This is a genomic window from Streptomyces sp. NPDC001920 (assembly GCF_053594495.1).
The window spans coordinates 235,777-257,585 of the sequence record NZ_JBSFEP010000005.1; the positions used below are offsets into that span (position 1 = coordinate 235,777).

Annotated in this window: 22 protein-coding genes and 1 pseudogene; 9 read left to right on the forward strand and 14 right to left on the reverse strand. The window is 72.8% G+C overall.

Translation table 11 applies throughout. The features are described 5' to 3' along the window. Window positions 1–76 precede the first annotated feature (76 nt). From crcB (ACWCPI_RS10625) to ACWCPI_RS10645, 5 genes are all read right to left on the reverse strand, one after another. Window positions 77–451 carry a fluoride efflux transporter CrcB gene (gene crcB, locus ACWCPI_RS10625; RefSeq protein WP_451037764.1) on the reverse strand — a complete coding sequence of 125 codons (375 nt, stop codon included), beginning with the start codon at window positions 449–451 and terminating at the stop codon, window positions 77–79. Further along, window positions 448–828, reverse strand: a complete 381-nt coding sequence (locus ACWCPI_RS10630) for a DUF190 domain-containing protein (protein ID WP_451037765.1) — start codon at window positions 826–828, stop codon at window positions 448–450. The genes crcB (ACWCPI_RS10625) and ACWCPI_RS10630 overlap by 4 nt, the downstream gene beginning before the upstream one ends. Continuing rightward, on the reverse strand, window positions 825–1,286 hold the full coding sequence (gene crcB, locus ACWCPI_RS10635) for a fluoride efflux transporter CrcB (RefSeq protein ID WP_451037766.1): 462 nt from the start codon (window positions 1,284–1,286) through the stop codon (window positions 825–827). The genes ACWCPI_RS10630 and crcB (ACWCPI_RS10635) overlap by 4 nt, the downstream gene beginning before the upstream one ends. A gap of 162 nt (window positions 1,287–1,448) precedes the next feature. Continuing rightward, window positions 1,449–2,411, reverse strand: coding sequence for an SMP-30/gluconolactonase/LRE family protein (locus ACWCPI_RS10640; RefSeq protein WP_451037767.1), 963 nt, complete (start codon window positions 2,409–2,411; stop codon window positions 1,449–1,451). Between the two features lie 9 nt (window positions 2,412–2,420). Further along, on the reverse strand, window positions 2,421–2,708 hold the full coding sequence (locus tag ACWCPI_RS10645; RefSeq protein WP_451037768.1) for an ArsR family transcriptional regulator: 288 nt from the start codon (window positions 2,706–2,708) through the stop codon (window positions 2,421–2,423). 202 nt (window positions 2,709–2,910) lie between these two features. Here ACWCPI_RS10645 and ACWCPI_RS10650 point away from each other — a divergent pair. Together ACWCPI_RS10650 and ACWCPI_RS10655 are read left to right on the forward strand one after the other, a co-directional pair. Next, window positions 2,911–3,262 (forward strand): annotated as a pseudogene (locus tag ACWCPI_RS10650) (substrate-binding domain-containing protein); the annotation flags it as partial. A gap of 115 nt (window positions 3,263–3,377) precedes the next feature. Next, window positions 3,378–3,767 carry a MarR family winged helix-turn-helix transcriptional regulator gene (locus ACWCPI_RS10655; RefSeq protein ID WP_388795488.1) on the forward strand — a complete coding sequence of 130 codons (390 nt, stop codon included), beginning with the start codon at window positions 3,378–3,380 and terminating at the stop codon, window positions 3,765–3,767. Window positions 3,768–3,874: 107 nt separating this feature from the next. Here the strand turns inward: ACWCPI_RS10655 and ACWCPI_RS10660 are convergent, their stop codons facing one another. Next, window positions 3,875–4,276, reverse strand: a complete 402-nt coding sequence (locus tag ACWCPI_RS10660) for an SseB family protein (protein ID WP_451037769.1) — start codon at window positions 4,274–4,276, stop codon at window positions 3,875–3,877. A 388-nt stretch (window positions 4,277–4,664) separates the two neighbouring features. On the opposite strand from ACWCPI_RS10660, the gene ACWCPI_RS10665 reads away from it, so the two are divergent. After that, a complete protein-coding gene (locus ACWCPI_RS10665; RefSeq protein ID WP_451037770.1) occupies window positions 4,665–5,984 on the forward strand; it encodes a phosphoribosyltransferase family protein in 1,320 nt (439 codons plus the stop codon). Between the two features lie 118 nt (window positions 5,985–6,102). Next, window positions 6,103–7,014 carry a peptidoglycan-binding protein gene (locus tag ACWCPI_RS10670; RefSeq protein ID WP_451037771.1) on the forward strand — a complete coding sequence of 304 codons (912 nt, stop codon included), beginning with the start codon at window positions 6,103–6,105 and terminating at the stop codon, window positions 7,012–7,014. Window positions 7,015–7,018: 4 nt separating this feature from the next. On the opposite strand, the gene ACWCPI_RS10675 is transcribed toward ACWCPI_RS10670, so the two are convergent. The 5 genes from ACWCPI_RS10675 to ACWCPI_RS10695 all read right to left on the reverse strand — a co-directional run bounded on the left by ACWCPI_RS10675 (window position 7,019) and on the right by ACWCPI_RS10695 (window position 13,066). Beyond that, complete coding sequence (locus ACWCPI_RS10675) at window positions 7,019–7,780, reverse strand: Type 1 glutamine amidotransferase-like domain-containing protein (RefSeq protein ID WP_451037928.1); 762 nt, start codon at window positions 7,778–7,780, stop codon at window positions 7,019–7,021. After that, complete coding sequence (locus tag ACWCPI_RS10680) at window positions 7,759–8,307, reverse strand: cysteine hydrolase family protein (protein ID WP_451037772.1); 549 nt, start codon at window positions 8,305–8,307, stop codon at window positions 7,759–7,761. Before ACWCPI_RS10680 ends, ACWCPI_RS10675 begins: the two co-directional genes overlap by 22 nt. Then, window positions 8,304–9,752, reverse strand: a complete 1,449-nt coding sequence (locus tag ACWCPI_RS10685; protein WP_451037929.1) for a purine-cytosine permease family protein — start codon at window positions 9,750–9,752, stop codon at window positions 8,304–8,306. Before ACWCPI_RS10685 ends, ACWCPI_RS10680 begins: the two co-directional genes overlap by 4 nt. Window positions 9,753–9,996: 244 nt before the next feature. Beyond that, window positions 9,997–11,919 carry a collagenase gene (locus ACWCPI_RS10690; RefSeq protein WP_451037773.1) on the reverse strand — a complete coding sequence of 641 codons (1,923 nt, stop codon included), beginning with the start codon at window positions 11,917–11,919 and terminating at the stop codon, window positions 9,997–9,999. Window positions 11,920–12,106: 187 nt separating this feature from the next. Then, window positions 12,107–13,066: a LysR family transcriptional regulator gene (locus tag ACWCPI_RS10695; RefSeq protein WP_451037774.1), complete on the reverse strand. Its 960-nt coding sequence runs from the start codon at window positions 13,064–13,066 to the stop codon at window positions 12,107–12,109. A 158-nt stretch (window positions 13,067–13,224) separates the two neighbouring features. On the opposite strand from ACWCPI_RS10695, the gene ACWCPI_RS10700 reads away from it, so the two are divergent. From ACWCPI_RS10700 to ACWCPI_RS10715, 4 genes are all read left to right on the forward strand, one after another. Further along, the gene (locus ACWCPI_RS10700) at window positions 13,225–14,670 is read left to right on the forward strand and encodes a glyceraldehyde-3-phosphate dehydrogenase (RefSeq protein WP_451037775.1); all 1,446 of its coding nucleotides are present in this window, start codon (window positions 13,225–13,227) and stop codon (window positions 14,668–14,670) included. 239 nt (window positions 14,671–14,909) lie between these two features. Further along, entirely contained in the window at window positions 14,910–15,167 is a 258-nt protein-coding gene (locus ACWCPI_RS10705) for a hypothetical protein (RefSeq protein ID WP_451037776.1), read from the forward strand. Window positions 15,168–15,205: 38 nt separating this feature from the next. After that, window positions 15,206–16,837, forward strand: coding sequence for a cellulase family glycosylhydrolase (locus ACWCPI_RS10710; protein ID WP_451037777.1), 1,632 nt, complete (start codon window positions 15,206–15,208; stop codon window positions 16,835–16,837). Window positions 16,838–17,007: 170 nt separating this feature from the next. Continuing rightward, window positions 17,008–17,262: an EF-hand domain-containing protein gene (locus ACWCPI_RS10715; RefSeq protein WP_388795458.1), complete on the forward strand. Its 255-nt coding sequence runs from the start codon at window positions 17,008–17,010 to the stop codon at window positions 17,260–17,262. Window positions 17,263–17,642: 380 nt separating this feature from the next. Here ACWCPI_RS10715 and ACWCPI_RS10720 read toward each other — a convergent pair whose 3' ends face one another. From ACWCPI_RS10720 to ACWCPI_RS10730, 3 genes are all read right to left on the reverse strand, one after another. Continuing rightward, window positions 17,643–18,827 carry a hypothetical protein gene (locus ACWCPI_RS10720; protein WP_451037778.1) on the reverse strand — a complete coding sequence of 395 codons (1,185 nt, stop codon included), beginning with the start codon at window positions 18,825–18,827 and terminating at the stop codon, window positions 17,643–17,645. A 320-nt stretch (window positions 18,828–19,147) separates the two neighbouring features. Then, a complete protein-coding gene (locus tag ACWCPI_RS10725) occupies window positions 19,148–20,029 on the reverse strand; it encodes a PhzF family phenazine biosynthesis protein (RefSeq protein ID WP_451037779.1) in 882 nt (293 codons plus the stop codon). A gap of 80 nt (window positions 20,030–20,109) precedes the next feature. After that, entirely contained in the window at window positions 20,110–20,706 is a 597-nt protein-coding gene (locus ACWCPI_RS10730) for a TetR/AcrR family transcriptional regulator (RefSeq protein WP_451037780.1), read from the reverse strand. 149 nt (window positions 20,707–20,855) lie between these two features. Between ACWCPI_RS10730 and ACWCPI_RS10735 the strand changes: the two genes are divergently transcribed. Continuing rightward, on the forward strand, window positions 20,856–21,764 hold the full coding sequence (locus tag ACWCPI_RS10735; protein ID WP_451037781.1) for an NAD(P)-dependent oxidoreductase: 909 nt from the start codon (window positions 20,856–20,858) through the stop codon (window positions 21,762–21,764). The last annotated feature ends 45 nt before the right edge of the window (window positions 21,765–21,809 follow it).

Genomic DNA, 21,809 nt, shown 5'->3' on the forward strand with positions numbered 1-21,809 from the left:
CGGAGACGACGGTGGCGCGCACCGTCCGACCAGCCCCCGGTGTGACCCCAGGGGCCCCGGCGAGGCGGCCGGCCGGCTACGACCACGCCGCCTGCGCCAGCGACACGCCCAGGAACGCGGCGCCGAGGCCCGCCGTCACGCTGCCCGCGATGTTGGCGAGGGCGTAGAGCCCAGCCCCCGTCTCGGTCAGCCGCAGGGTCTCGTAGGAGAAGGTCGAGTACGTGGTCAGCGCCCCGCACAGCCCGGTGCCCAGCAGCAGCTGTACCTGGGAGTTCGCGGCTCCCGCCGCCGCGGCGCCGGTCAGCAGGCCCAGGATCAGGCAGCCGGTGACGTTGACCGCGAACGTGCCCCAGGGGAACACCGAGTCGTGCCGGGACTGCACCGCGCGGTCGGTGAGGTAACGCAAGGGGGCGCCGACCACGGCGCCCGCGATCACCAGGAGCCAGTTCACGTCGGCTTCTCACCTTCCGGGTCCGGTGCGGGCGGGGATTCGCCGGGGCCGAGGTAGCGGACGACCTCGCAGTGGTCGAGGGTCACGAGCCCTTCGGTGATCAGTTCGTCGAGCTGCGGCAGGAAGGCGCGTACGCGTTCCTCCACGTCGACGATCACGACGGCGACCGGCAGGTCCTCGCTCAGGGACAGCAGCCGCGAGGTGTGGACCAGGCAGGAGGCGCCGAAGCCCTCGATGCCGTGGAAGACGCTGGCACCCGCGAGGCCGGCCGTGTGGGCGCGGTGCACGATCTCCGAGTGGAGGGGCTTGTGGTGCCAGGTGTCGTGCTCGCCGACGTACACCGTCAGGCGCAGGGCGCTGCCGGTCAGTCTCGTCATGGCTGCCTCCACTTCAGGACGCGGCGGGTCGCCGCCGCCGCGAGCCAGACCGCGGTGAGCGCCGCGACGAGGGTGGCGGCGAGATAGGCCAGGCCCGTGCGCGGATGGCCGCTGTCCACCAGCTTCTGGATGTCGACGGCATACGTGGAGAAGGTGGTGAAGCCGCCGAGCACTCCGGTGCCGAAGAAGGGGCGTACCAGGCGGTGGGCGGCCCACACCTCGGTGATGACCACCATGAACACGCCGATCACGGCACAGCCGACGACGTTGGTCCAGAAGGTCGCCCAGGGGAAGCCGCCCGGCTGGACCGGCCACCGGAGCGTGGCCGCGTAGCGGGCGGTCGCGCCGACGGCTCCGCCGAGCGCCACCACCGCGACGACCGGCGTGCGGCCCCGCCGGTCGGGCCGGCGCCGGGCGGGCGCGGCGACGCGCAGGCTGTCCGTCTCAGGGGCTGTCATGGTCGTACGACTCCTACTCGCCGGGGCCCGGGCATACGGGCGCGGATCGCAAGTAGGGACCGTTGGCGGCGGGTGCCGCGGTTCTGGTACGGCGGGCCCCACCGCCGCGCCGCGAGGACGGTCGCGGCCGGTGAAAAGCCTAACTCCGCGGGTGTGGGCGGGTCACTTCGGGTCGGGCAGCTCGCAGACCGCCACGCCCCGCTCCCACAGGCTCCCGAGGACGAGCCGGCCTCCGGTCTCGCAGACGCTGGTGACCATGCGGAACCCGGAGTGGCGGCGGGCCAGGTGGTGGACGACCGTCCCGGTGTCGTCGACCGCGAGCACGCCGATCGTGCCGGTCGGGCGGAAGGGGGCGCGCACGGCGACGCGTGCGGCGGCTCGGCGCACGGCCGGGGCGGTCCGGTGGAGCAGGTCCAGCGCGGGGACGCGCGGGCCGGCCAGCGCGACCCTGATGGGGCCGTCCGGGCTGCCCCGCCAGACGTTGTCCGGCATGCCCGGCAGGTTCTCGACGAAGGGTTCGCTCCGGCCGGCCCGCGGTCCGGTGAGCCAGTAGCGGGTGAGGCGGTACGCGCTCGTCTCGGCCACCACCAGGAAGGATCCGTCGCCGCTCACGGCGAGGCCGTTGGCGAACCGGAGCCCGTCCAGGAGCACTTCGGGAGTGTCGCTGCCGGGGGCGAGCCGCAGCAGGCGGCCCGTCGCGGTGTGCTCGACGACATCGCCGATCCAGTGCTCCAGGGGATGGCGGCGACTGCTGACGGTGAAGCAGACGCTGCCGTCGGCCAGGGCGACGACATTGCTGCAGAACCGCAGCCTCTCCCCCGCCACCGAGTCGGCGAGGACGTCCACGGTGCCGTCGGTGAGGTCGACGCGGAGCAGTCCGCGCTCAGCGTCGCACACCAACAGGGCGTCGTCCGGGAGGAGTTCGAGGCCCAGCGGCCTGCCGCCGGTGTCGGCGAGCACCTCGACGCGGGGCTCGGCCGGCTCCGTCAGGCCGTCGAGGCGCAGGACGCGGCCGTCCTCGACGCCGGTGAGGACCCGGCCGCGCGCGTCGGCGACCACATCCTCCGGGCCTCGGCCGCCGATCGCGACGTAGCGGACGGGGACGAGAGCGGTGGGTTCGTGCATGTGCGCCTGTTACCAGCCCTTCTCGAACATGCGGGCCACTTCGGCGATCCGTACCTCGTCACGCCGGTAGTACAGACGCCGCTTGATGCGCTTCGTGCGCAGCAGGCCGATGGTCACGAGGAGACCGAGGTGGGTCTCGGCGACGCCACGCGGTACGCCCAGCTTCACGGCCACGGCGTGCGCGGTGACGCCGTCGTCGGTCAGGTCGCCGTGACGCTGCGCCGGGAAGTGCGCGACCGGGTCCTTCAGCCATTCCAGGATGTCCAGCCGTCGCTCACCGACGGGAGTCCTCAGCATGTCGCCCCCCTTCGGTCTCCGGCCTCCTCGTGCCGCGTCTTCCCACTGTCCCGCAGTCCAGGCCCCGGCGTACGGACTTCGCGGCGGCTTGTCCGATACCGGCCCCACCGCGGGGGCGTCCGCGCCAGACCCTCGGTCGTCGGTCGCTGATCACGGGGCCGCGGTGCATCGACGCGCCGCACGGTGCCGCTGGGTACGCGAAGGCGGCGCCGGGCACCGGAGGGTGGTCGACGGGCCGCACGCCCGGCAGGCGGTCGGTGCCTCCGACCTGATGGCGCAGGGCGCGCTCGCTGCGCCGGGCCGGGCGGGCCGCCGGGTGCCCGAGGACGTGTCGGTGGGCGGTTTCGACGACTCCGCCGCGGCGACCGAGGCCGGCCCGGCACCGGACGGCTCCCGCGCCTGACGCCCACATGCGCCGTGCCCTCACGACGATCCGCCGGCCGTGGGACCGCATCAGCGACGAGATGGTGCGGTTGCTGCTCGCGCAGACCGGCGGCGAGGACCCGGCGGCGGTGGTCCTGCCGACGGAGCTGGTGAAGCGGGACTCCACCTGACGAGTGGGCTGCCGCGCTTCCCTGGGGACCGGCCCGGAGCGGCCGGGTCGGCTCCTTGTTGTACGCACATTAGTTGCACAGTCAACAATGGCCGGATCGGTGCTACCGTGCCGGTATGGCAGCGAAGACGGCCGGCGCGGGGCTGGAGGAACGGTGGCGGGACATCCTGTCGCTGCATGCGCGCACGATGTGCGAGATCGACCGCGCCCTGCACCCGCACGGCCTGGGCGCGAGCGACTTCGAGGTGCTCGACATCCTGGCGTCCGCCTCGCCGGAGGAGGGCGACCAGTGCCGGGTGCAGAACCTCGTCGGACGCGTCCATCTCAGCCAGAGCGCGCTGTCCCGGCTCATCGGCCGCCTGGAGAAGGACGGCCTGGTGGAGCGTTCGGTGTGCGCGGAGGACCGGCGCGGGGTGTTCGTCGCCCTGACCCGCAAGGGCCGCGATCTGCACGCGGAGGTCCTGCCGTTGCAGCGGGACGCGCTCGCCCGGACTCTGGGCGGCTGACGGCGGCGGACGCCGTGGCGTCACGAAGGGGATGAGCGGCGGCTCGGGTGCCGTCGCCCATCCCCTTCGCGTTCTCGCCGTTCCTCGGCGCTGCCTCCCCTGCCGGGTTACGGCCGCGCCAGCAGCGTCCGCACACCCTCCGACGTCAGCGTCAGCGGGTGGGTGGAGCCGGCGTCTATGGTCAGGGCCAGTTCGTCGGCCGGCCACTGCGAGGCGAGCGCGCCCAGCGGCACCAGGCGGTAGCGGGAGACGTACGGCAGCAGTTCGGCCATCGCGGGTTCGGAGGTGAACACGGGGACGACCGGCTCGCCGCCCGGCCGCTCGATGACCGGCAGGGCCACGGCGCCCGGGTCCATGGCATCCTCCCCCACCGCGTCGTCGGGTACGGGGACAAGGACGTCGCTGCTCGCGAGCGTGTCCATCGCCGCCCTGTCCTCGGTGTTTCCGGCCAGCGCGTCCAGCGCCTGCCGTGCCGGTGTGGCGGTGTTGTCGTTCGCGGGTGTCTCCATGGCGAATCCCCTGGTAGCGGCGGTCGTGCGGCCCGCCCGGGGCGTACTGGTCCCCGTGGCGGTCCTGCTCGCCTACCCGATCCGGAGTGGAGCATTCCTATGGCCGTCCAGGGGATGGGCCGATGGGCGCGCCCCGATCGACGCAATGCGGGCGAAGGGCAGCCCCAGCCGGCCCGGCGGACGAGCGGCTCCGCCCTGCCGGGGCTCGCATGGGCCCGGTACGTGGCCGGGTCCCGGAAGCAGCGCCGCATCCGCTCGCCGTCGCGCGCGTGCCGGGAACCGGCCGCCCGCAGCAGAAGCCCTGGAGGAGACGGCGGGCGCACGCACGAACAGTCGTAGCCTGAAGAGGAGGGACAGGCTCCCGTCCGTAGGGGCGCGGGAGGCGTGTATGCGTTACGACGACCGCAGGATGGCAGGGCGGCTGCTGGCCGAGGAGCTTGAGCAGCTGAGCGGCGCGGAAGTGGTGGTGCTGGGGCTGCCGCGGGGCGGGATGCCCGTGGCGGCCGAGGTGGCCCGGCGGCTGGGTGCCCCGCTGGACGTGCTGGTGGTGCGCAAGCTGGGCGTGCCCCACCAGCCCGAGTGGGGCTTCGGGGCGATCGGCGAGCACGGGGTCCGCGTCCTCAACCTGGACGTGATCGACGAGGCCGGGCTGGACGTCGCCGAGCAGGAGGCCGTGGAGACGGCGGAGCGGGCCGAGCTGGAACGGCGGGTGAGCAGGTACCGGCAGGACCGGCCCGCGGTGCCGGTCGCCGGGCGTACGGCCGTCGTGGTGGACGACGGGCTCGCCACCGGGGCCACGGCCGAGGCGGCCTGCCGGGTCGTGCGCGGCCGGGGCGCGGCCCAGGTCGTGCTCGCCGTGCCCGTCGGTGCGGCCCGCAGCGTCGCCCGGCTGCGGGAGGTGGCCGACGCGGTCGTCTGTCCGCAGCCGCACCGCATGCTCGGCTCGGTGGGCGCCTGGTACCGGGATTTCACCCAGGTCACGGACGCCGAGGTCACGGCCCTGCTCGCGGCGGCCGCGCCGTCCCCGCCCCGCTCCCCCACCGCCGCGCCGTCCGACGGCGAGGTGCTGATCCCGGCCGCGGGGGCGCAGGTGGGCGCCCGGCTGGTCGTGCCGGACGGGGCGCCGGAGGTGGTGGCGTTCGCGCACGGCAGCGGGAGCAGCCGGCACAGCCCGCGCAACCAGTACGTAGCCACCGCCCTCAACCGCGGGGGCCTGGCCACCTTGCTGCTCGATCTCCTCACCGACGACGAGGCGAACGACCGGCACAACGTCTTCGACATCCTCCTGCTCGCCCGGCGCCTGCACGCCGCGTCCGTGTGGCTGCGCCGGGAGACCGGCCTGCCCGTCGCCTACTTCGGAGCCAGTACCGGAGCGGCCGCCGCGCTGGAGGCGGCGGCGCTGTCCGGTTCCGAGATCCGTTCGGTCGTCTCGCGCGGCGGCCGGCCCGACCTGGCCACGCCGGCGGCGCTGAGCCGGCTGCGGGCCCCGACCCTGCTCATCGTCGGCAGCCGCGACACCCAGGTGCTCAGCCTCAACCGCCTCGCCGCCGACCGGATGCACTGCGAGCACCGGATCGCCGTGGTCCCGGGTGCCACGCACCTGTTCGAGGAACCCGGCACGCTCGGCACCGTCGCCGAGCTGGCCCGCGACTGGTTCACCGCCCACCTCGGCCGGCCCACCTCGACGACACCCCGGCGGTCCGCGTAGCGGGGATCGGCCGGTTCTCGAACGAGGTCGTGGTTCCGCCGTTTTCCCGGGCACGTGGAGATCCCGTGCAGGCCATCTGTTTAAATTTCTACCACCTGCACAGAGAGGGACCTCCCGCGTGAGTGAACCGAACGGCCCCGTCTGCCCCGAGTGCGGCACGCCCCGGGCGCCGGACGGTACACCGGACTGCTCGTGCGGCCGCCTCGCCTCCGACGCCCACCGCGAGACCCGCACGGCCGAGGCGGCGGCCGCGGAGGACTTCGATCCGGTGCGGATACGGCCGTTCGTGGAGCTCGACGGCGGCCCGGCGGACGACGGACAGCCGGAGGGCACCCGCCTCCTGTCGTCGACGGCGCCTTCCACCGTCCCGCCGGACCGCACGCCGGCCCCGCGCATCACCGAAGCCGAAGGGGACACGGAGGTCGGGGACACCGGGGTGAGCGGCCTGCGGGGCCGCCCCCTGCTCTTCGCCGGGGTGGGCGCCGCGCTGGCCGCCCTGCTGACGGGTGCCTTCGTCAGCGGCCTCTTCTCCTACGACAGCCCCGCGCGGGAGGCGGCGCCGCCCGACGGGGTGCGGGCTCCCCTGCCCGGCGGTTCGGCCCCGCGGGACAACTCCCCCGGGCAGCAGGCGCACGGTACGTCCTCCCCGTCGGTCTCCCCTGGTCCGACCGCGTCGCCTCGTACGACCCCGACGGCCGGCCCCGGCGCCCCGTCCCGCTCCGCCCCGCCCACCGGCACCCCGTCCGGTCCCGCCGTCACCGCGAGCACCTCCCCCACCGCCGGGTCGAGTGCCCCGCAGGCACCACCCCCGGTCCTGCGCTTCGGCGACCAGGGGCCCGAAGTGACCGAGCTCCAGCTCCGCCTGCGACAGGTCGGCCTCTACGCCGGGGAGGGCGACGGCGACTACGACCGCGAGGTCGAGGGCGCGGTGCGCACCTACCAGCTCACCCGCGTCGTTCTCGCCGACGAATCGGGCGTCTACGGTGGGGCGACCCGAAAGTCCCTCGAATCCGAGACCAGGACGCCGTGAACGATCACCGCCCGTCCACGGTGCCGGTGCCGCTCTCGTGGGACAGCGTCCGGCACGCGAGCGCGCGCTCCCCGGCTCGTCCGGCCTCGTCCCGCGCCACCCGGTAGACGAGGGCGCGCGGCGCCCGGGACACCGTCTCCGTGAGCCGGCCGTCCGTGAAGAGGGCGCCGGTGCCGTCTTCGAGGGCCCAGCCGCCGGGCAGGTCGCCGGCTGCCACCGCCGACCGGTAGGAAGCGCGGCGCCCGGGTTCGCCGTCGTAGTGGGGGCACACCGATCCCGGCAGCAGGCCAAGACCGTCCGGCAGGAAGGTGAGCGGGCCGAAGGAGTCGGTGTGCGAGGCCTCGGCCAGGCAGTTGGCGCCCGCGCTGATCCCGCACAGCAAGGTTCCCTGGTCGTAGGCCTGCCGCAGCAGCCGGTCCACACCGTGCACGCGCCACACCGCGAGGAGGTTCGCGGTATTGCCACCGCCGATGTGGACGACGTCCTGCGCGAGCACGAACGCGCGCAGTGCGTCGTCGTCGAGGCTCCTGTCGAACAGGCGCAGCACGGAGGGTCGGCGATCCGGCCGATCACCGAACGCGGCGAGGAACTTCTCGACGTACGCGGGGGCGTCGCCGCTCGCGGTGGGCAGGAAGCACACCTTGGGGCGAGGCGTGCGCGCCTGTCCCAGCACCCAGTCGTCCAGCAGCCCGTCCTCGTCGGTGGAGAAGCCTCCGCCGAGAAGGGCCAGCCGGCGCGGAGGGCTCACGGCGCCTCCCGAAGCAATTCGGCGACCGTCGTCACCCGGATCAACGGCCGGTACGCATCCAGGATCCGCAGTGCCCTGACGTGCGAGTCGTCGTTCGCGCCGGCACAGGCGTCGGCGGCGACCAGCACCTCGACGCCCGCGTCGGCGGCCGCGAGCGCCGTCGACAGGACGCAGCAGTCGGTGCTGACGCCGGTCAGGACCAGGCGGCCCTCCCAAGCGGCGCGCCGGGCCAGTTCCGGCGACCATTTACCGAACGTGGCGGCGTCCAGGACATGCCGTGCGTCGCGGGCGAACTCGTCCGTCAGCTCCCAGAGTTCGGAGTCGGGGGGTCGCAGCGCGAAGTGCCAGCGCTCGTAGTAGGCGCGCCACGCGCCCTCGGGTGAGCCGGGTGCCACGAAACGGGTGAACGTGACCCGGTCCCCGAAGGCCGGCAGCAGCAGCCGTACGCCCGCCGCCGCCTCGGCGAACCTCGGGACGGCCCACGGGCTGCCGGGGTCGGCGAAGACGCGCTGCATGTCGATGACGGTGAGCAGGCCGGTGGTCATGCGCTCACCCCTTCGTCCGCCGTGGGGCTCGCCGCCCGCCCCTCCTGCGCACGGACGTGAGCGCGCCGCGCGACGAGCGTGCCGAGGAAGCCGAGCGCGAGGGCCGCCAGAACGCCGACGTTGGCGTACGCCCAGTCGCCGGACCTGCCGCCCAGGCCGAGTGGGCCGAGCAGATAGCCCTGCCAGTCGAGCCAGCCCGCCGCCGAGTTGGTGACCAGGCCCCACCCGAGGGCCGTGGCCGTGAGGGTCAGCAGCAGCGGAGTGGGCGGCACGTCGCCGTAGCGGCCGTCCGGGCGGTAGAGGTCGGGCTCGTCGTAGTCGCGGCGGCGCAGGGTCAGGTCGGCGAGCATGATGCCGCACCAGGCGGCGATGGGGACGCCGAGCGTGGTGAGGAACCCCGTGAACGGGCCGAGGAAGTCGTCGGCGACGAACACGATGCAGACGGCACCGGCGATCATCAGGACGCCGTCGACAAGTGCGGCCACCGGGCGCGGCACGCGCACGCCCGCGGCGAGCAGGGCCAGCCCGGACGAGTAGATGTCGAGGACGGCGCCGCCGATCAGGCCGAGGACGGCGACGACGGCGAACGGCACCAGGAACCAGGTCGGCAGGATCGTGGTCAGCGCGCCGATCGGGTCGCCGGCCACGGCCGTGCTCAACTCGACGGAGGAGCCGGCCAGCAGGAGTCCGACGACGAGCAGGAGCAGCGGCGCCAGGGAGGCCCCGAAAGCGGTCCAGCCGACCACGCCCCGGCTCGATGCGGTGCGCGGCAGATAGCGGGAGTAGTCGGCGGCGGCGTTCACCCAGCCGAGACCGAAGCCGGTCATCATGAAGACGAGCGCGCCGATGAACTCCTGGGTGGATCCCGCCGGTACGGCGCTGACGGCGGACCACTGGACGTGGTCGGCGACGAGGGCGACGTAGACGACGGTGAACACGCCCGTGACCACGGTGATCACAGTCTGCAGCCGCATGATCAGGTCGAAGCCCATCACCCCGACGACGACGGTCAGCGCCGCGACCAGGACCAGCGCCAACACCTTGGTACCGGTGCCGCCGCCCCAGCCGAGCCGGCCGAACACGGTCGCGGTGGCCAGGGTGGCCAGGGCGCACAGCACGGTCTCCCATCCGACGGTGAGCACCCAGGAGATCACCGACGGCAGACGGTTGCCGCGCACCCCGTACGCGGCGCGGCCGAGCACCATCGTCGGTGCGGAGCCCCGCTTGCCGGCCACGGCGACGAATCCGCACAGCAGGAAGGAGAAGACGATGCCGGCGGCCCCGGCGGCCAGCGCCTGCCAGAATGAGATGCCGAAGCCCAGCGCGAACGCCCCGTAACTCAGCCCCAGCACGGACACATTGGCCCCGAACCAGGGCCAGAACAGGGTGCGCGGTGTGCCTTTGCGTTCGGCGTCGGCGATCACGTCGAGGCCGTGCGTCTCCATCTGCGGTATCCGGCTCGGGGGTGTGCCGGTGAGCGGGTCCGGGGATGCGATCACCCCGGCATCGTCGCACCGCTCACCCCGCCGCGGAAGATCCCGCCGGCGAGGCCGGGACGCGCGCGAACCGCCAACTCCCCCGCGCTCAGACCGAGTCGGGCCGTTGACGTGGCCCACGCCCGGCGCCCCACCTGCTGAGCCGACCGCCGCTGTGGCCGCCCGGACGAACCGGCGCGGCCACGTGGCGTGTTCAGCGCTGCTGCTGCGCCGCGCAGGCGCCGGCCGCGCAGGCGGTGAGCCACTCGTCGAAGTCGGCGTCGTAGCGGGTGCCGATGTCGGTGGCGTAGACGGCGTGCCCGCCGGCGTAGTCGCCGACGCGGAAGCGGGCGAGCATGCGCTGGACGTCGTCCGGGTGCCGCTCGACCATGTACCGGACCGCGAGGTAGCCCCAGGGGTAGGTGCGGGTCACGTCGCTGTTGGCGTAGGTGTTCCGGAACAGCGTGCTGAGCCGGTACGTGTGCCTGCCCGCCTCGGTGACCGCCTGGTCGTAGGTGATGCCGCGGTAGCCGTAGGAGACGTACTCGGCCAGGCCCTCGATCCACCAGACGTCCGGCACCGACGTCTGCTGGGCGAAGTCACCCTTCATGTTGAACCGGGCGTCGAGGTAGTGGGTGTACTCGTGGTTGAGGTTCCAGATCCTGGCGGCGTGCCCGTCGTCCCGGCTCTTCTGGTACATGACCGCGAACGGAGCGTTGGCGGGGTCGGCCGGGTCGCCGATGAGGGTCATGCCGCCGTTGTCCGTGCTGATGCCGAAGATGGCCCCGGCGTAGGTCCGGTAGTCGTCGCGTCCGGCGAAGACGACCAGTTCGAGGGTCGACAGGTACTGGCCCGGAATGGGTCCGTCGTCCTTGACCAGGTCATGGACGTACGCGTCCTGGCCCAGCACGCTGGCGCACGCCGCGGCGAGTTCGGCGGGGGTGAGCGACTGGGCCCTGATCGTGCGTGTGGCATCGCACTTGTGGCTGATCGGCAGCGCCGCGCGCTTCAGTTGGCCGGTGAGGTCACATACGCCGTAGTAGGCGCAGTCGGCGCCGTCGTAGGCGTCGGCCTGCGTGGCCACGGCGACCCAGAGGGCCGCGGTGGGCCCGGTGATCCGGGTGATGTCCAGCAGGTGCTTGACCCGGGGGCGGACCGTGGCCCGGAGCGGGGCGTGCTCGACGTGCCGGGCCAGGGTCATCCCGGCGTTGGAGGTGAGGTAGGCGCGATCGGTGCCGAGCAGGTCCAGGTGACCGCGCGCGAAGGAGTGCAGGGTCCGGGTGACGGACGGGTCGGCGACGACCGCCCTGACGTACTCGGGGTTCCAGTTGCCGCGCCAGAGCGGGGTGTGGACGGCGTTGACGGCCGCCAGCATGCTGCGGATGGTGTCGTAGGAGCTGTCGTAGTCCTTCAGTACGCGCTCGTAGACCCGCAGATAGCGGGCCTGCTGGTCGGCGCTGTCGGTGAGGACGAGGACCTCGCTCAGCACGTCGCCGTTCGCGGCGCTGACGTCCCTGGAGTGCGGGCGGGCGAAGAAGGTGTCCAGGCCCCGGACGGTGTTCCGGGCCAGGGACGGGCCGTACGTGCCCACGTCGGCCGGGTTGTTGAACTGCACGTAGTAGCCGGCCCTCAGGAACAGGACGAGTTGCCACACACGCAGGGCGTTGTCGCCCCGGTAGTGCCGGGCCGCGCTCGTGAACGCCTGCGCGACCGTGACCATCTGGGACTCGCGGAAGACTGCGCGCGCGTCCGTGCCGGTGACCGCGAAGAGCGTGTTGACGCAGTCCGTGGTCGAGGCCTTGACGAAGGCCACCAGCGCGGCGCCGGTCCTGCTGCCGAAGTCGGCCGGTGTACAGGAGGCGGCCCGGGCACCGGGTGCCGCGTTCGGCGGGGTCGGCAGGCGCGTCGGCGTGAGGGGAGGCACATGGGCCCGGACGAGCGGCCGTTCCTGCACGGCGGGGCGGGCTGCGGCGGCCAGGGTCGGGCCGGTCGGGGAGGGTGTCGTGGTACGGGACGCGGTGGTGGGGTTGGCGTCGGGCGGTGCGGCGAGTGCCGGGGTCGACGGCAGGCCTATGAGCGCGACACAGGCGGCGAGCACGGACGCCATGTGTCTGGGCAGCACGATGCGGTAGCGCATCTGGGTTCCTCCACGGACGGATGCGCCTCGGAGATGGGGTGCTGAGGCGTGTGAGGCACTGTCTCAACGGCGCCCTCCCCCAACAATGGTGTGTGACATAGCACATGACGCCGGGGGGTCATAACGTCCTCGGCCGTGTCCGCACCGTCCTGCCGTCGGCCCGGCGGGGCCTGTGCGGACAGCGCACCTAGACGCCGGGCGCGCTCCAGGTCCGTGCTGCCCAGGTCCTCAAGTGGGGCGACCGGGCTACGAGTTGGCGGTGGGCTTCGGCGGCGGACTGGAACAGGGCGTCGGCCAGTTCCTCCGAGACCGCCGAGCGCCGCCAGGCGAGCACGTACCGGCACCACAACGGCGTGCCGGTCAGCGGCTTGACCACCACCTGCGGCATCGGCCGCATCGTCGGCTGCACGACGGCCACCCCCAGACCGTCGGCGATCATTCCCTGCAACTGCTGCTGGTCACCGAGGAACTCGTGCGCGACCGCGGGAGTGAACCCGGCCGCCGCGCAGGCCGAGTAGAACACGCCCGGCCAGCCGGCTCCGTCGTCCGGCGTCACGAACCACGCCTCCTCAGCCAGGTCCGCGAGCGCGACCTGGGCGCGCTGCCCGAGCGGATGCCGGGCCGGGAGCGCCACGAACGTCGGCTCCGTGACGATCCCGCGGTGGGCCACCGCCTCCGAGTGCTCCAGCTCCCTGCCGGGGTAGTCCGCGGCGATGGCGGCGTCCGCCGCGCCCTCCTCCAGCAGTTCGACGATCCGCGAGGAGGCGTACACGCTGCTCACCGCGAGCGAGACGTCCGGCAGGCGGGTGCGCACGCCCGACATCATGCCCGCCAGCATCGGCGAGTTGGTCGCCGCCACCCGCAGCGTCCGGCGCGCGGCCCCGGCGCCGGAGGCGGGACGGCGGCCGATCGCGTCGGCACGGGCCAGCACGTCGCGGGCCTGCGCCACGACCTCGAAGCCGTAGGGGGTCAATCGCACTCCGGAGGGGCCGCGTTCGAACAGTGGCTCGCCGAAGTACCGCTCGATCCGGCGGAGTTGGGTACTGATGGCGGGCTGCGAGTACCCCAGCTCCGCCGCCGCCCGGCCCACGCTCCCCGCGTCCGCGATCACGCACAGGACGCGCAGATGCCGCAGCTCCAGCTCCACCCCTTCATCCCTTCTTCACCCGGGTACGACCACCGCCGGCCCATCGCCGCAAACCCCTGCATTATCGGGCGTTCTCGTACTGCACAGACCCCCCCTTTGAACGATCGTCGCACCCTGCGGTTAGCATATGAGCGCCACCTAGCTCGAAAGATAGGCCCGTGACTGTCAACGACGACTCGTTCACCAATTGGAAGAACCGCGAGGAGATCGCGGAGTCGATGATCCCGCTCATCGGGAAGCTGCACCGGGAGCGGGACGTCACCGTCCTCCTCCACAGCCGCTCCCTGGTGAACAAGTCGGTGGTCAGCATCCTCAAGACCCACCGGTTCGCCCGGCAGATCGCCGGCGAGGAGCTCTCGGTCACCGAGACGCTGCCCTTCCTTCAGGCCCTCACCTCGCTCGACCTCGGCCCGTCGCAGATCGACATCGGCATGCTGGCCGCGACGTACAAGAGCGACGACCGCGGGCTGTCCGTGGAGGCGTTCACCGCCGAGGCCGTCGCCGGTGCCACCGGCGCCAACAAGATCGAGGGCGGCGAAGGCCGCGACGTCGTCCTGTACGGCTTCGGCCGCATCGGCCGCCTCGTCGCGCGGCTGCTGATCGAGAAGGCCGGCTCGGGCAACGGACTGCGCCTGCGGGCCATCGTGGTGCGCGGCGGCGGCGAGCAGGACATCGTCAAGCGGGCCTCGCTGCTGCGCCGGGACTCCATCCACGGCCAGTTCCAGGGCACGATCACCGTCGACGAGGCCAACAGCACGATCAACGCCAACGGCAACGCGATCAAGGTGATCTACGCCAACGACCCCAGCGAGGTCGACTACACGGCGTACGGCATCAAGAACGCCATCCTCATCGACAACACCGGCAAGTGGCGTGACCGCGAGGGCCTGTCCAAGCACCTGCGTCCGGGCGTCGACAAGGTCGTCCTGACCGCGCCGGGCAAGGGCGACGTCCCCAACATCGTGCACGGCGTCAACCACGACACGGTCAAGCCGGACGAGCAGATCCTGTCCTGCGCCTCCTGCACCACCAACGCCATCGTCCCGCCGCTGAAGGCGATGGACGACGAGTTCGGTGTCCAGCGGGGCCACGTGGAGACCGTCCACTCGTTCACCAACGACCAGAACCTGCTGGACAACTACCACAAGTCCGAGCGCCGCGGCCGCAGCGCGCCGCTGAACATGGTCATCACCGAGACCGGTGCCGCCTCGGCCGTCGCCAAGGCGCTGCCGGACCTCAAGGCGAAGATCTCCGGCAGCTCGATCCGCGTCCCCGTGCCGGACGTCTCGATAGCGATCCTGAACCTCCAGCTCGCCCGCGAGACGACCCGCGAGGAGGTCCTCGACTACCTGCGCGACGTGTCGCTGACCTCGCCGCTGCGCCGCCAGATCGACTTCATCTCGGCCCCCGACGCGGTCTCCAGCGACTTCATCGGCTCGCGCCACGCCTCGATCGTCGACGCCGGCGCGCTCAAGGTGGACGGCGACAACGCCATCCTCTACCTCTGGTACGACAACGAGTTCGGCTACTCGTGCCAGGTCATCCGCGTCGTACAGCACGTCTCCGGGGTGGAGTACCCGACCTTCCCGGCACCGGCGGTCTGATCCCGCCCGGCCAACGCCGACCCGTCTGCCGGCAATGCGGTGCCGACAGCCGGGTCGGCGTTCGGCCTTCCCGCTGTGGTCGATGTCCTCGATCGAGCCACCCCGCAATGCAATCCGCTCACCACCGCGCAACCCGCTCTCCAGCGCGCAAGGGCCGCCCCACCTCTTGACGCGTCAATGACAACGATGGCTTCATGTCCGATGGGAGCGCTCCCACCTCACTCAGGGAGGGGACCACCATGCGCGACACCCGCCACGTGCCCTTACGGATCACCCCCGCTGCTCCCGGCGACGCGAAGATCGCCGCCCGCTGGTACCCGGCGCTGGCGGCGCTGCTCGACGCTGATCCCGGTGACACGGGAGATCCCGGTGATCCGGCCTCGTGGAACGGCACCCTGGCATCCGGCGCGAGCACCGCCTTCGGCTTCATCGCCCGTACCCAGGCCTCGACCGGCGCCCCCTACGCGGCCGTCACCCGCACCACGAGAACCGCCTGACGCCACTCCCCCCTCCCCTCCGTCCTCCTGGAGCCGCCATGAGACCCCGCGCCACGGCCCTCCCACGCACGACCATCGTCGTCACCGCCCTGCTGGGGCTGCTCCTGCCGTTGCTCGCCCTGGTCACGCCCGCTCAGGCCGCGCCGGCGGGCTTCCGTGTCGTCGACGGCCGGCTGCTGGAGGCCAACGGGAACGATTTCGTCATGCGGGGCGTCAACCACGCCCACACCTGGTACCCGGACCGCATCAGCTCCCTCGCGCACATCAAGGCCAAGGGCGCCAACACGGTCCGGGTGGTCCTCTCCAGCGGTGACCGCTGGACGCGCAACGACACCGCCGACGTGACGAACGTCGTGCGCCAGTGCAAGCAGAACCGGCTCATCTGCGTGCTGGAGGTCCACGACACCACGGGCTACGGCGAGCAGAGCGGCGCCGTCACCCTCTCCCGCGCCGCGGACTACTGGATCGGCGTGCGGGACGCACTGCGCGGCCAGGAGGACCACGTCATCGTCAACATCGGCAACGAGCCGTACGGCAACACGAATTTCGCGGCGTGGACGGCCGACACCAAGGCCGCCGTCCAGAAGCTGCGCGGCGCCGGTTTCCAGCACACCCTCATGGTCGACGCGCCCAACTGGGGGCAGGACTGGGCGTTCACGATGCGCGACAACGCCGCCTCGGTCTTCGCGGCCGACCCCGACGCCAACACGGTCTTCTCCGTCCACATGTACGGCGTCTTCGACACCGCCGCCGAGATCAGCGACTACCTGAACCGCTTCGTCGCGGCGAGACTGCCCGTCGTCGTCGGGGAGTTCGGCCACGACCACTCGGACGGCAACCCCGACGAGGACGCCGTCCTGGCCGTGACCCGGCAGTTGCGCCTGGGGTATCTGGGCTGGTCGTGGAGCGGCAACAGCGGCGGGGTCGAGTACCTGGACATGGTCACCGGATTCGACCCGGACCGGCTCACGCCGTGGGGGCAGCGCCTCTTCAACGGCGCGGACGGCATCGCGGCCACCTCCGAAGAGGCCGCGATCTACTCCTCCGGAGGCGACACCACTCCCCCGACGGCGCCCGGGACGCCCACCGCCTCCGCCGTGACGTCCTCGTCCGTCACCCTGAACTGGTCCCCCTCCAGCGACGCCCACGGCGTCACCGGCTATGACGTGGTCCGGGTCAGTGGCGGGACCGAGACCGCGGCCACCTCCACGCCCGGCACCTCCGCCACGGTCACCGGCCTCGCCCCGGCGACCGCCCACACCTTCGCCGTGTACGCCCGCGACGCGGCCGGCAACCGCTCGCAACGTTCCGGCACGGTGACGGTGACCACGTCCTCCGGCGGTTCACCGACGACGTGCGCGGTCGCCTACCGGGTGGCGAACGAGTGGCCCGGCGGTTTCCAGGGCGAGGTCGTCCTGCGCAACACCGGCAGCTCCGCGATCAACGGCTGGACCCTGCGCTGGACCTTCCCGGGCGGCCAGCACGTCAGCAACCTGTGGGGCGGCACCGTGGCGCAGAGCGGCGCCGACGTCACCGTCACCTCCGCGTCGTACACGGCGACGATCGCACCGGCCCTCTCGGTCACCGTGGGCTTCACGGCCACCAAAGGCACTGCGAACCCCGGCCCCGCGGCCTTCTCGCTGAACGGCTCCGCCTGCTCGTCGGCCTGAGCAGCGCCGCGCGCCGCGTCTCCCCGGCGTCCCGTCGGCCGGGCGGGTGGCCGCGTTCACCGTCCGGTCGGCATGACCGGGCGGAAGAGGGAACCTGAGAGGTGGGACAGACGTCTTCTCCTGAGGATGCGGCGGGCGCCCCGCTCGCCGACGGGAACGAGGGTGACACGATGAGCGACAAGGCCCGGAAGTTGTTCGAGGCACTCGACCTCGACCACAACGGGACCCTGACCCGCGTAGAGGTGATCACCGCCTTGCGGACGAAGGGCCCGTCGCTGGCCGCGTCCGGCGATCTGCCGTTCTGGGCCCTGGGGGACGAAGAAGCCTCCTCGGCACTGTTCGACGCCGCTGACCAGAACGGGGACGAGGAACTGACCCTGGAGGAGTTCGCGGCGGTGGTCGACCGCCGGTTCGGCTGGTCCTGAGGTTCGGCACCGCGGCCGGTGACATCCGTGTCCGGCCGGCCCTCGGCGCCGCCCCGTCGGCGAGCAGCCGGCCCAGCTCGGGCTGAGGCCGTGCGCGGCGCGGGGGACGAGGCTGTCCGAGATGGCATCCGCTTGACGAGGTCACCTCATGCGACGGATACGTCAGTCCAGGCCGGTCGGCGGAAGCGGACGCCGAGACTTGTCGAGGGCTCGTCCGGCACGACGCCCGGCACGCCGCCGCAGCACCTCGGCAAGGCCGTACGCTCCGTGCGTCCGGGTCGTATGTCAGCGGCAGGGCATCCCGGGTGCATGCCCCCACTGACCGATGGGGGCATCCCGGGTGCGTGCCCCCACCGCAGAGCCCAGAACAGCGGCGCGACTCATGACCGCTGCGGTGCCGTCCCCGAACCGGCGGGCGTCCGGACGGGAGCCGGCTCGTCGGTGTCCTCGGACCCGCCGGCCGTCGCCCGCAGGGTCACCGCGGCCGCGGCGCCCCCGATCAGGCCCCAGAGCAGGGCGGCGGGGACGCCGCCGCCGATGCCGGCCGACAGGTACATCAGGTCCCACCGCAGGCTGGACCCGTCCAGGAGCACCCTCACCACCTGGCTCGCCAGCAGTGCGAGGACGGTCGCGCAGACCGTGCCGACCGCCATCGCCGGGACGGTGGCCCGGGTGAGCAGTCCGGGCAGGCCCCGCAGGGCCCACCACACCAGCGCGAGCAGGAACACGTCGACCGCCCGGTACAGCAGCCAGTCCCCGAGCGGGGCGCCCACCGGGCTGGTCCAGGCGCCGAGCAGCAGCCAGTGGCGCAGCAGGTCGCCCGGTTCCGCGAACAGTCCGTCCCCCGTGAAGCTCGTCTGGATCGCGGCGGCGACCGACTGGTACGAGAGGACCACGAGGGACAGCGCGACCACCGCGGTCCCGACGGTGGCGGCCAGGCGGGCGGACCGGGCCGGGACGTGCCGCCGTGGCAGCGGCTCGTCGCCCTTGGTGACGACCCGGGCCACGAGCACCGTCGCCACCGCCGCGACCAGCGCGGTGAGCACGACGATCTGCCGGCCGGCGGCCATCGCGCTGGCCAGCTGCGGCAGGAAGCGGTAGCTTCCGTGCCCGGCCGAGGCGATCACCCAGGGCGCGGAGACTGTCACCGCCAGCATTCCGGCGACCAGGCCCCAGGCCCACACCGCGAGCAGCGCGGCGGGCGTCCGGCCGTTGACCGGCGGCAGTCTGCGGATCAGAAGCAGTGCGCCGGGCACGAAGAAGGCGAAGACCGCGACGAACCGGATCTGCAGCGCGGTCTCGTACAGCGAGAGATAGCGCGAGCCATCGGCCCCCGCGGGTTCGCCGATCTCTCCGATCACCCCGGTGCCGAACCGTACCGAGGTCGGAGGGTCGTACGACCAAGGGGTCAGCCATCGCTCGAACTCGGCGGCGACGCGTCCCCCGAGCGCACCCGAAGTGCCGGGCAGACGCAGCGCGTTCGCGCTCTCCCCGGCCCACCACAGCAGTGCCGTGAGGAGCACCCCTCCGACCAACGCCGGTATCGCCGCACGCCGGTATTCCATGTCCTGTCCCCCGTTTGGTCCATCATTCCGTCAGCCCCCTGGTCGAGCAGAGCCTACGGCGTACTGATCACGCACGGGTCACGACCCTGCGTCGCCCCGCCGGAACTGCCTTGCCGGACAGAGGGGTTGAGGCCGCACCCCCGACGCGAGCCCTCTCCCTCTTGAGCCCGCCCCGGCCGGCGCGGAGCGCTCGGCTCGGCGGCACCGGGGAGCAGCTGAGCCAAGACCCGCTCAGCCCCGGGCCGTCCGGATTCCCCGCGAGCGGGGTCGCCGTGGCAGGACCGCTCGGCGTCCCGGCCGGCACCCGGTCGACCGCTCGGTCACCGGGGCATGCGTGCGCCCGCGCCGCCGACCCGCACCTTCGGGTCACCGGCGTGCAGGGTCACGGTCAGCACGCTCGGCCGGCCCATGTCCTCGCCCTGGTGCAGGGTGAGGACCGACTCCGGGGGAACCAGGGCGAGTTCCCGCGCGTAGGCCCCGAACGCGGCGGCCGCGGCACCGGTCGCCGGGTCCTCGACGACACCCCCGACCGGGAAGGGGTCCCGGACGTGGAAGACGGTGTCCGAGGCACGCCACACCAGCTGCACCGTCGTCAGGTCCAGCTTCCCCATCAGGGCGGCGAGCCGGTCGAAGTCGTAGGACAGGTCCGCGAGCCGCTCCCTGCTGCCGGCACCGAGCACCAGGTGCCGGGCACCCGCGAAGGCGATACGGGCCGGCAATCGCGGGTCCAGGTCGGCCGACGGCCAGCCCAGGGCCGCGAGGGCCTCGGCAAGTTCCTCCGGGCCGATCTCCTCGACCTGGGGCTCGACACTCGTCAACGTCGCCCGGAGCGCGCCGTCCGCCTCACGCGTGACCGTCACCGGCACCGTGCCCGCGCGGGTGGCGAAGACCAGGTCTCCCGGGCCGATCCGCTCGGCCAGTGCCACGGCGGTCGCGATGGTGGCGTGGCCGCAGAAGGGCACCTCGGCCCGCGGGCTGAAGTAGCGGATGGTGAAGGCCCGCCCCGGCGTCCCGGCCAGACCCTCGGGCGGGCCGGTCAGGAACGCCGACTCGCTGTACCCCACGTCGGCGGCGATGGCCGCCATCGCGGTGTCGTCGAGACCGGAGGCGTCCAGCACCACGCCCGCCGGGTTGCCGCCGTCCGGGTGGGACGAGAACGCGGTGTAGTGGAGCACGTCCCCGAGTCGATCATTCGTCGTCATGCCGTACGACAACACCGGTGCCGGGACGCCGATTCCCGGCCGCGGGGGGCGGTCACCGGCTCTCGCCCCGCGGTGGACGGTCAGCGGTCCCGCTCCACCGCCGCGTCGAGCAGGGGCCCGAGTTCGCGGGCCACGGTCGTCAGGGCGCGGACGTCGCGCTCGGCCCGGGCGAGCAGGATCGCCCCCTCCAGGGCACTGATCATGACCGTGGCGAGCGGCGCTGCCCGCTCCCGCGGCACGCCCATGCCCGACAGTGCCCCGGCCACCGCGTCGTTCCAGGTGCCGAAGGCGGCGGACGCGGCCTCCTGGGCGGAGACCGTGCTCTGCGAGCAGTCCACGGTGGCGGCGGCGACCGGACAGCCGCCCGCGAAGCCACCCCGCTCGTACTCGTCGGTCCACTGCCGCACCATCTCGGCGAACAGCCCGCTGGGCGTCGGCTCGTCCAGCGCGGCCAGGAACCGCTCGACCCGCCTGGCCGCGTACCGCCCGGCCCAGCCCACGGCCTCGTTGACGAGTTGCTCCTTGCCGCCGGGAAAGTAGTGCTGGAGCGAACCACGCGGTGCCCCGGCGTGGGCGGCGACGTCACGCATCCCGGTGGCGGCGACGCCGTCGCGCCGGATGAGCTGGGCCGCGCTGAAGACCATCCGCTCGCGCGGCCCCCGCTCGGACGCTGCCATGTCCCGGCCTCCCACTGCTCGGACGTCGCGGCGCCACTCTATGACCGCCGTCATAGCGGCGGCTACTATGACCGCTGTCATAGCCGGGCGGCGGCTGGGCCTCGGCCTCCCGGAACAGACGGCGCACGAGGCGGAAACGGCGGTGCACGGTGGCGTACGTGGGTTTCATCGGTCTCGGGGTCATGGGCCGCCCCATGGCGCTCAACCTCGCCCGCGCGAGCACACCCCTCGTGGTCTGGAACCGCACCCCGGCGGGATGCGAACCCCTGCGCGACGCCGGTGCCGTGGTGGCGGCGAGCCCCGGTGAGGTCTTCGAGCTGGCCGGCACGGTGATCCTCATGCTGGCCGACGAGACCGCCCTGGACGCCGTGTTGGGGCGCGGTACGCCCCCATTCGCCGCGCGCGTCGCCGGACGCACCGTGGTCCACATGGGCACGACCTCGCCGGAGCACTCGGGCCGTCTGCGTGACGACATCCGGGACGCGGGTGGCAGGTACGTGGAGGCCCCGGTGTCGGGGTCTCGCATCCCGGCGGAGCAGGGGCAGTTGGTGGCGATGCTGGCCGGGGAAGCGGCCGCCGTGACGGCCGTACGGCCACTGCTCGCGCCGATGTGTCGTGAGGTGTTCGACTGCGGTGGCGTCCCCGGCGCCCTGTTGATGAAGTTCGCGGTCAACCTGTTCCTGATCACGCTCGTCACCGGTCTGACGGAGGCGTTCCATTTCGCCGACCGGCACGGGCTCGACCAACGCCTGCTCCGGGACGTCCTGGACGCGGGCCCGATGGCCAGTGCCGTCTCCCGCGTGAAGGGGCCGAAACTGGTGTCCCGCGACTTCGCCGTGCAGGCGGCGGCCAGGGACGTCCTGAAGAACAACCGGCTGATCGCCCGGGCCGCCCGCCAGGCCGGCCTGGCCTCTCCCCTCCTCGACGTCTGCCACTCCCTCTTCGCCGAGACCGTGGCACAGGGCCACGGCGGCGAGGACATGGTGGCCGTGCTCCGAGCCTTGGAAACCCGCACCGCCTGCCTGGAACCCGAGGTCAGCCGCCATGGAACGGTGTGACGGCGACTGGTGACGAACGGTCATGGTCCGGTCACATGTGCCGGA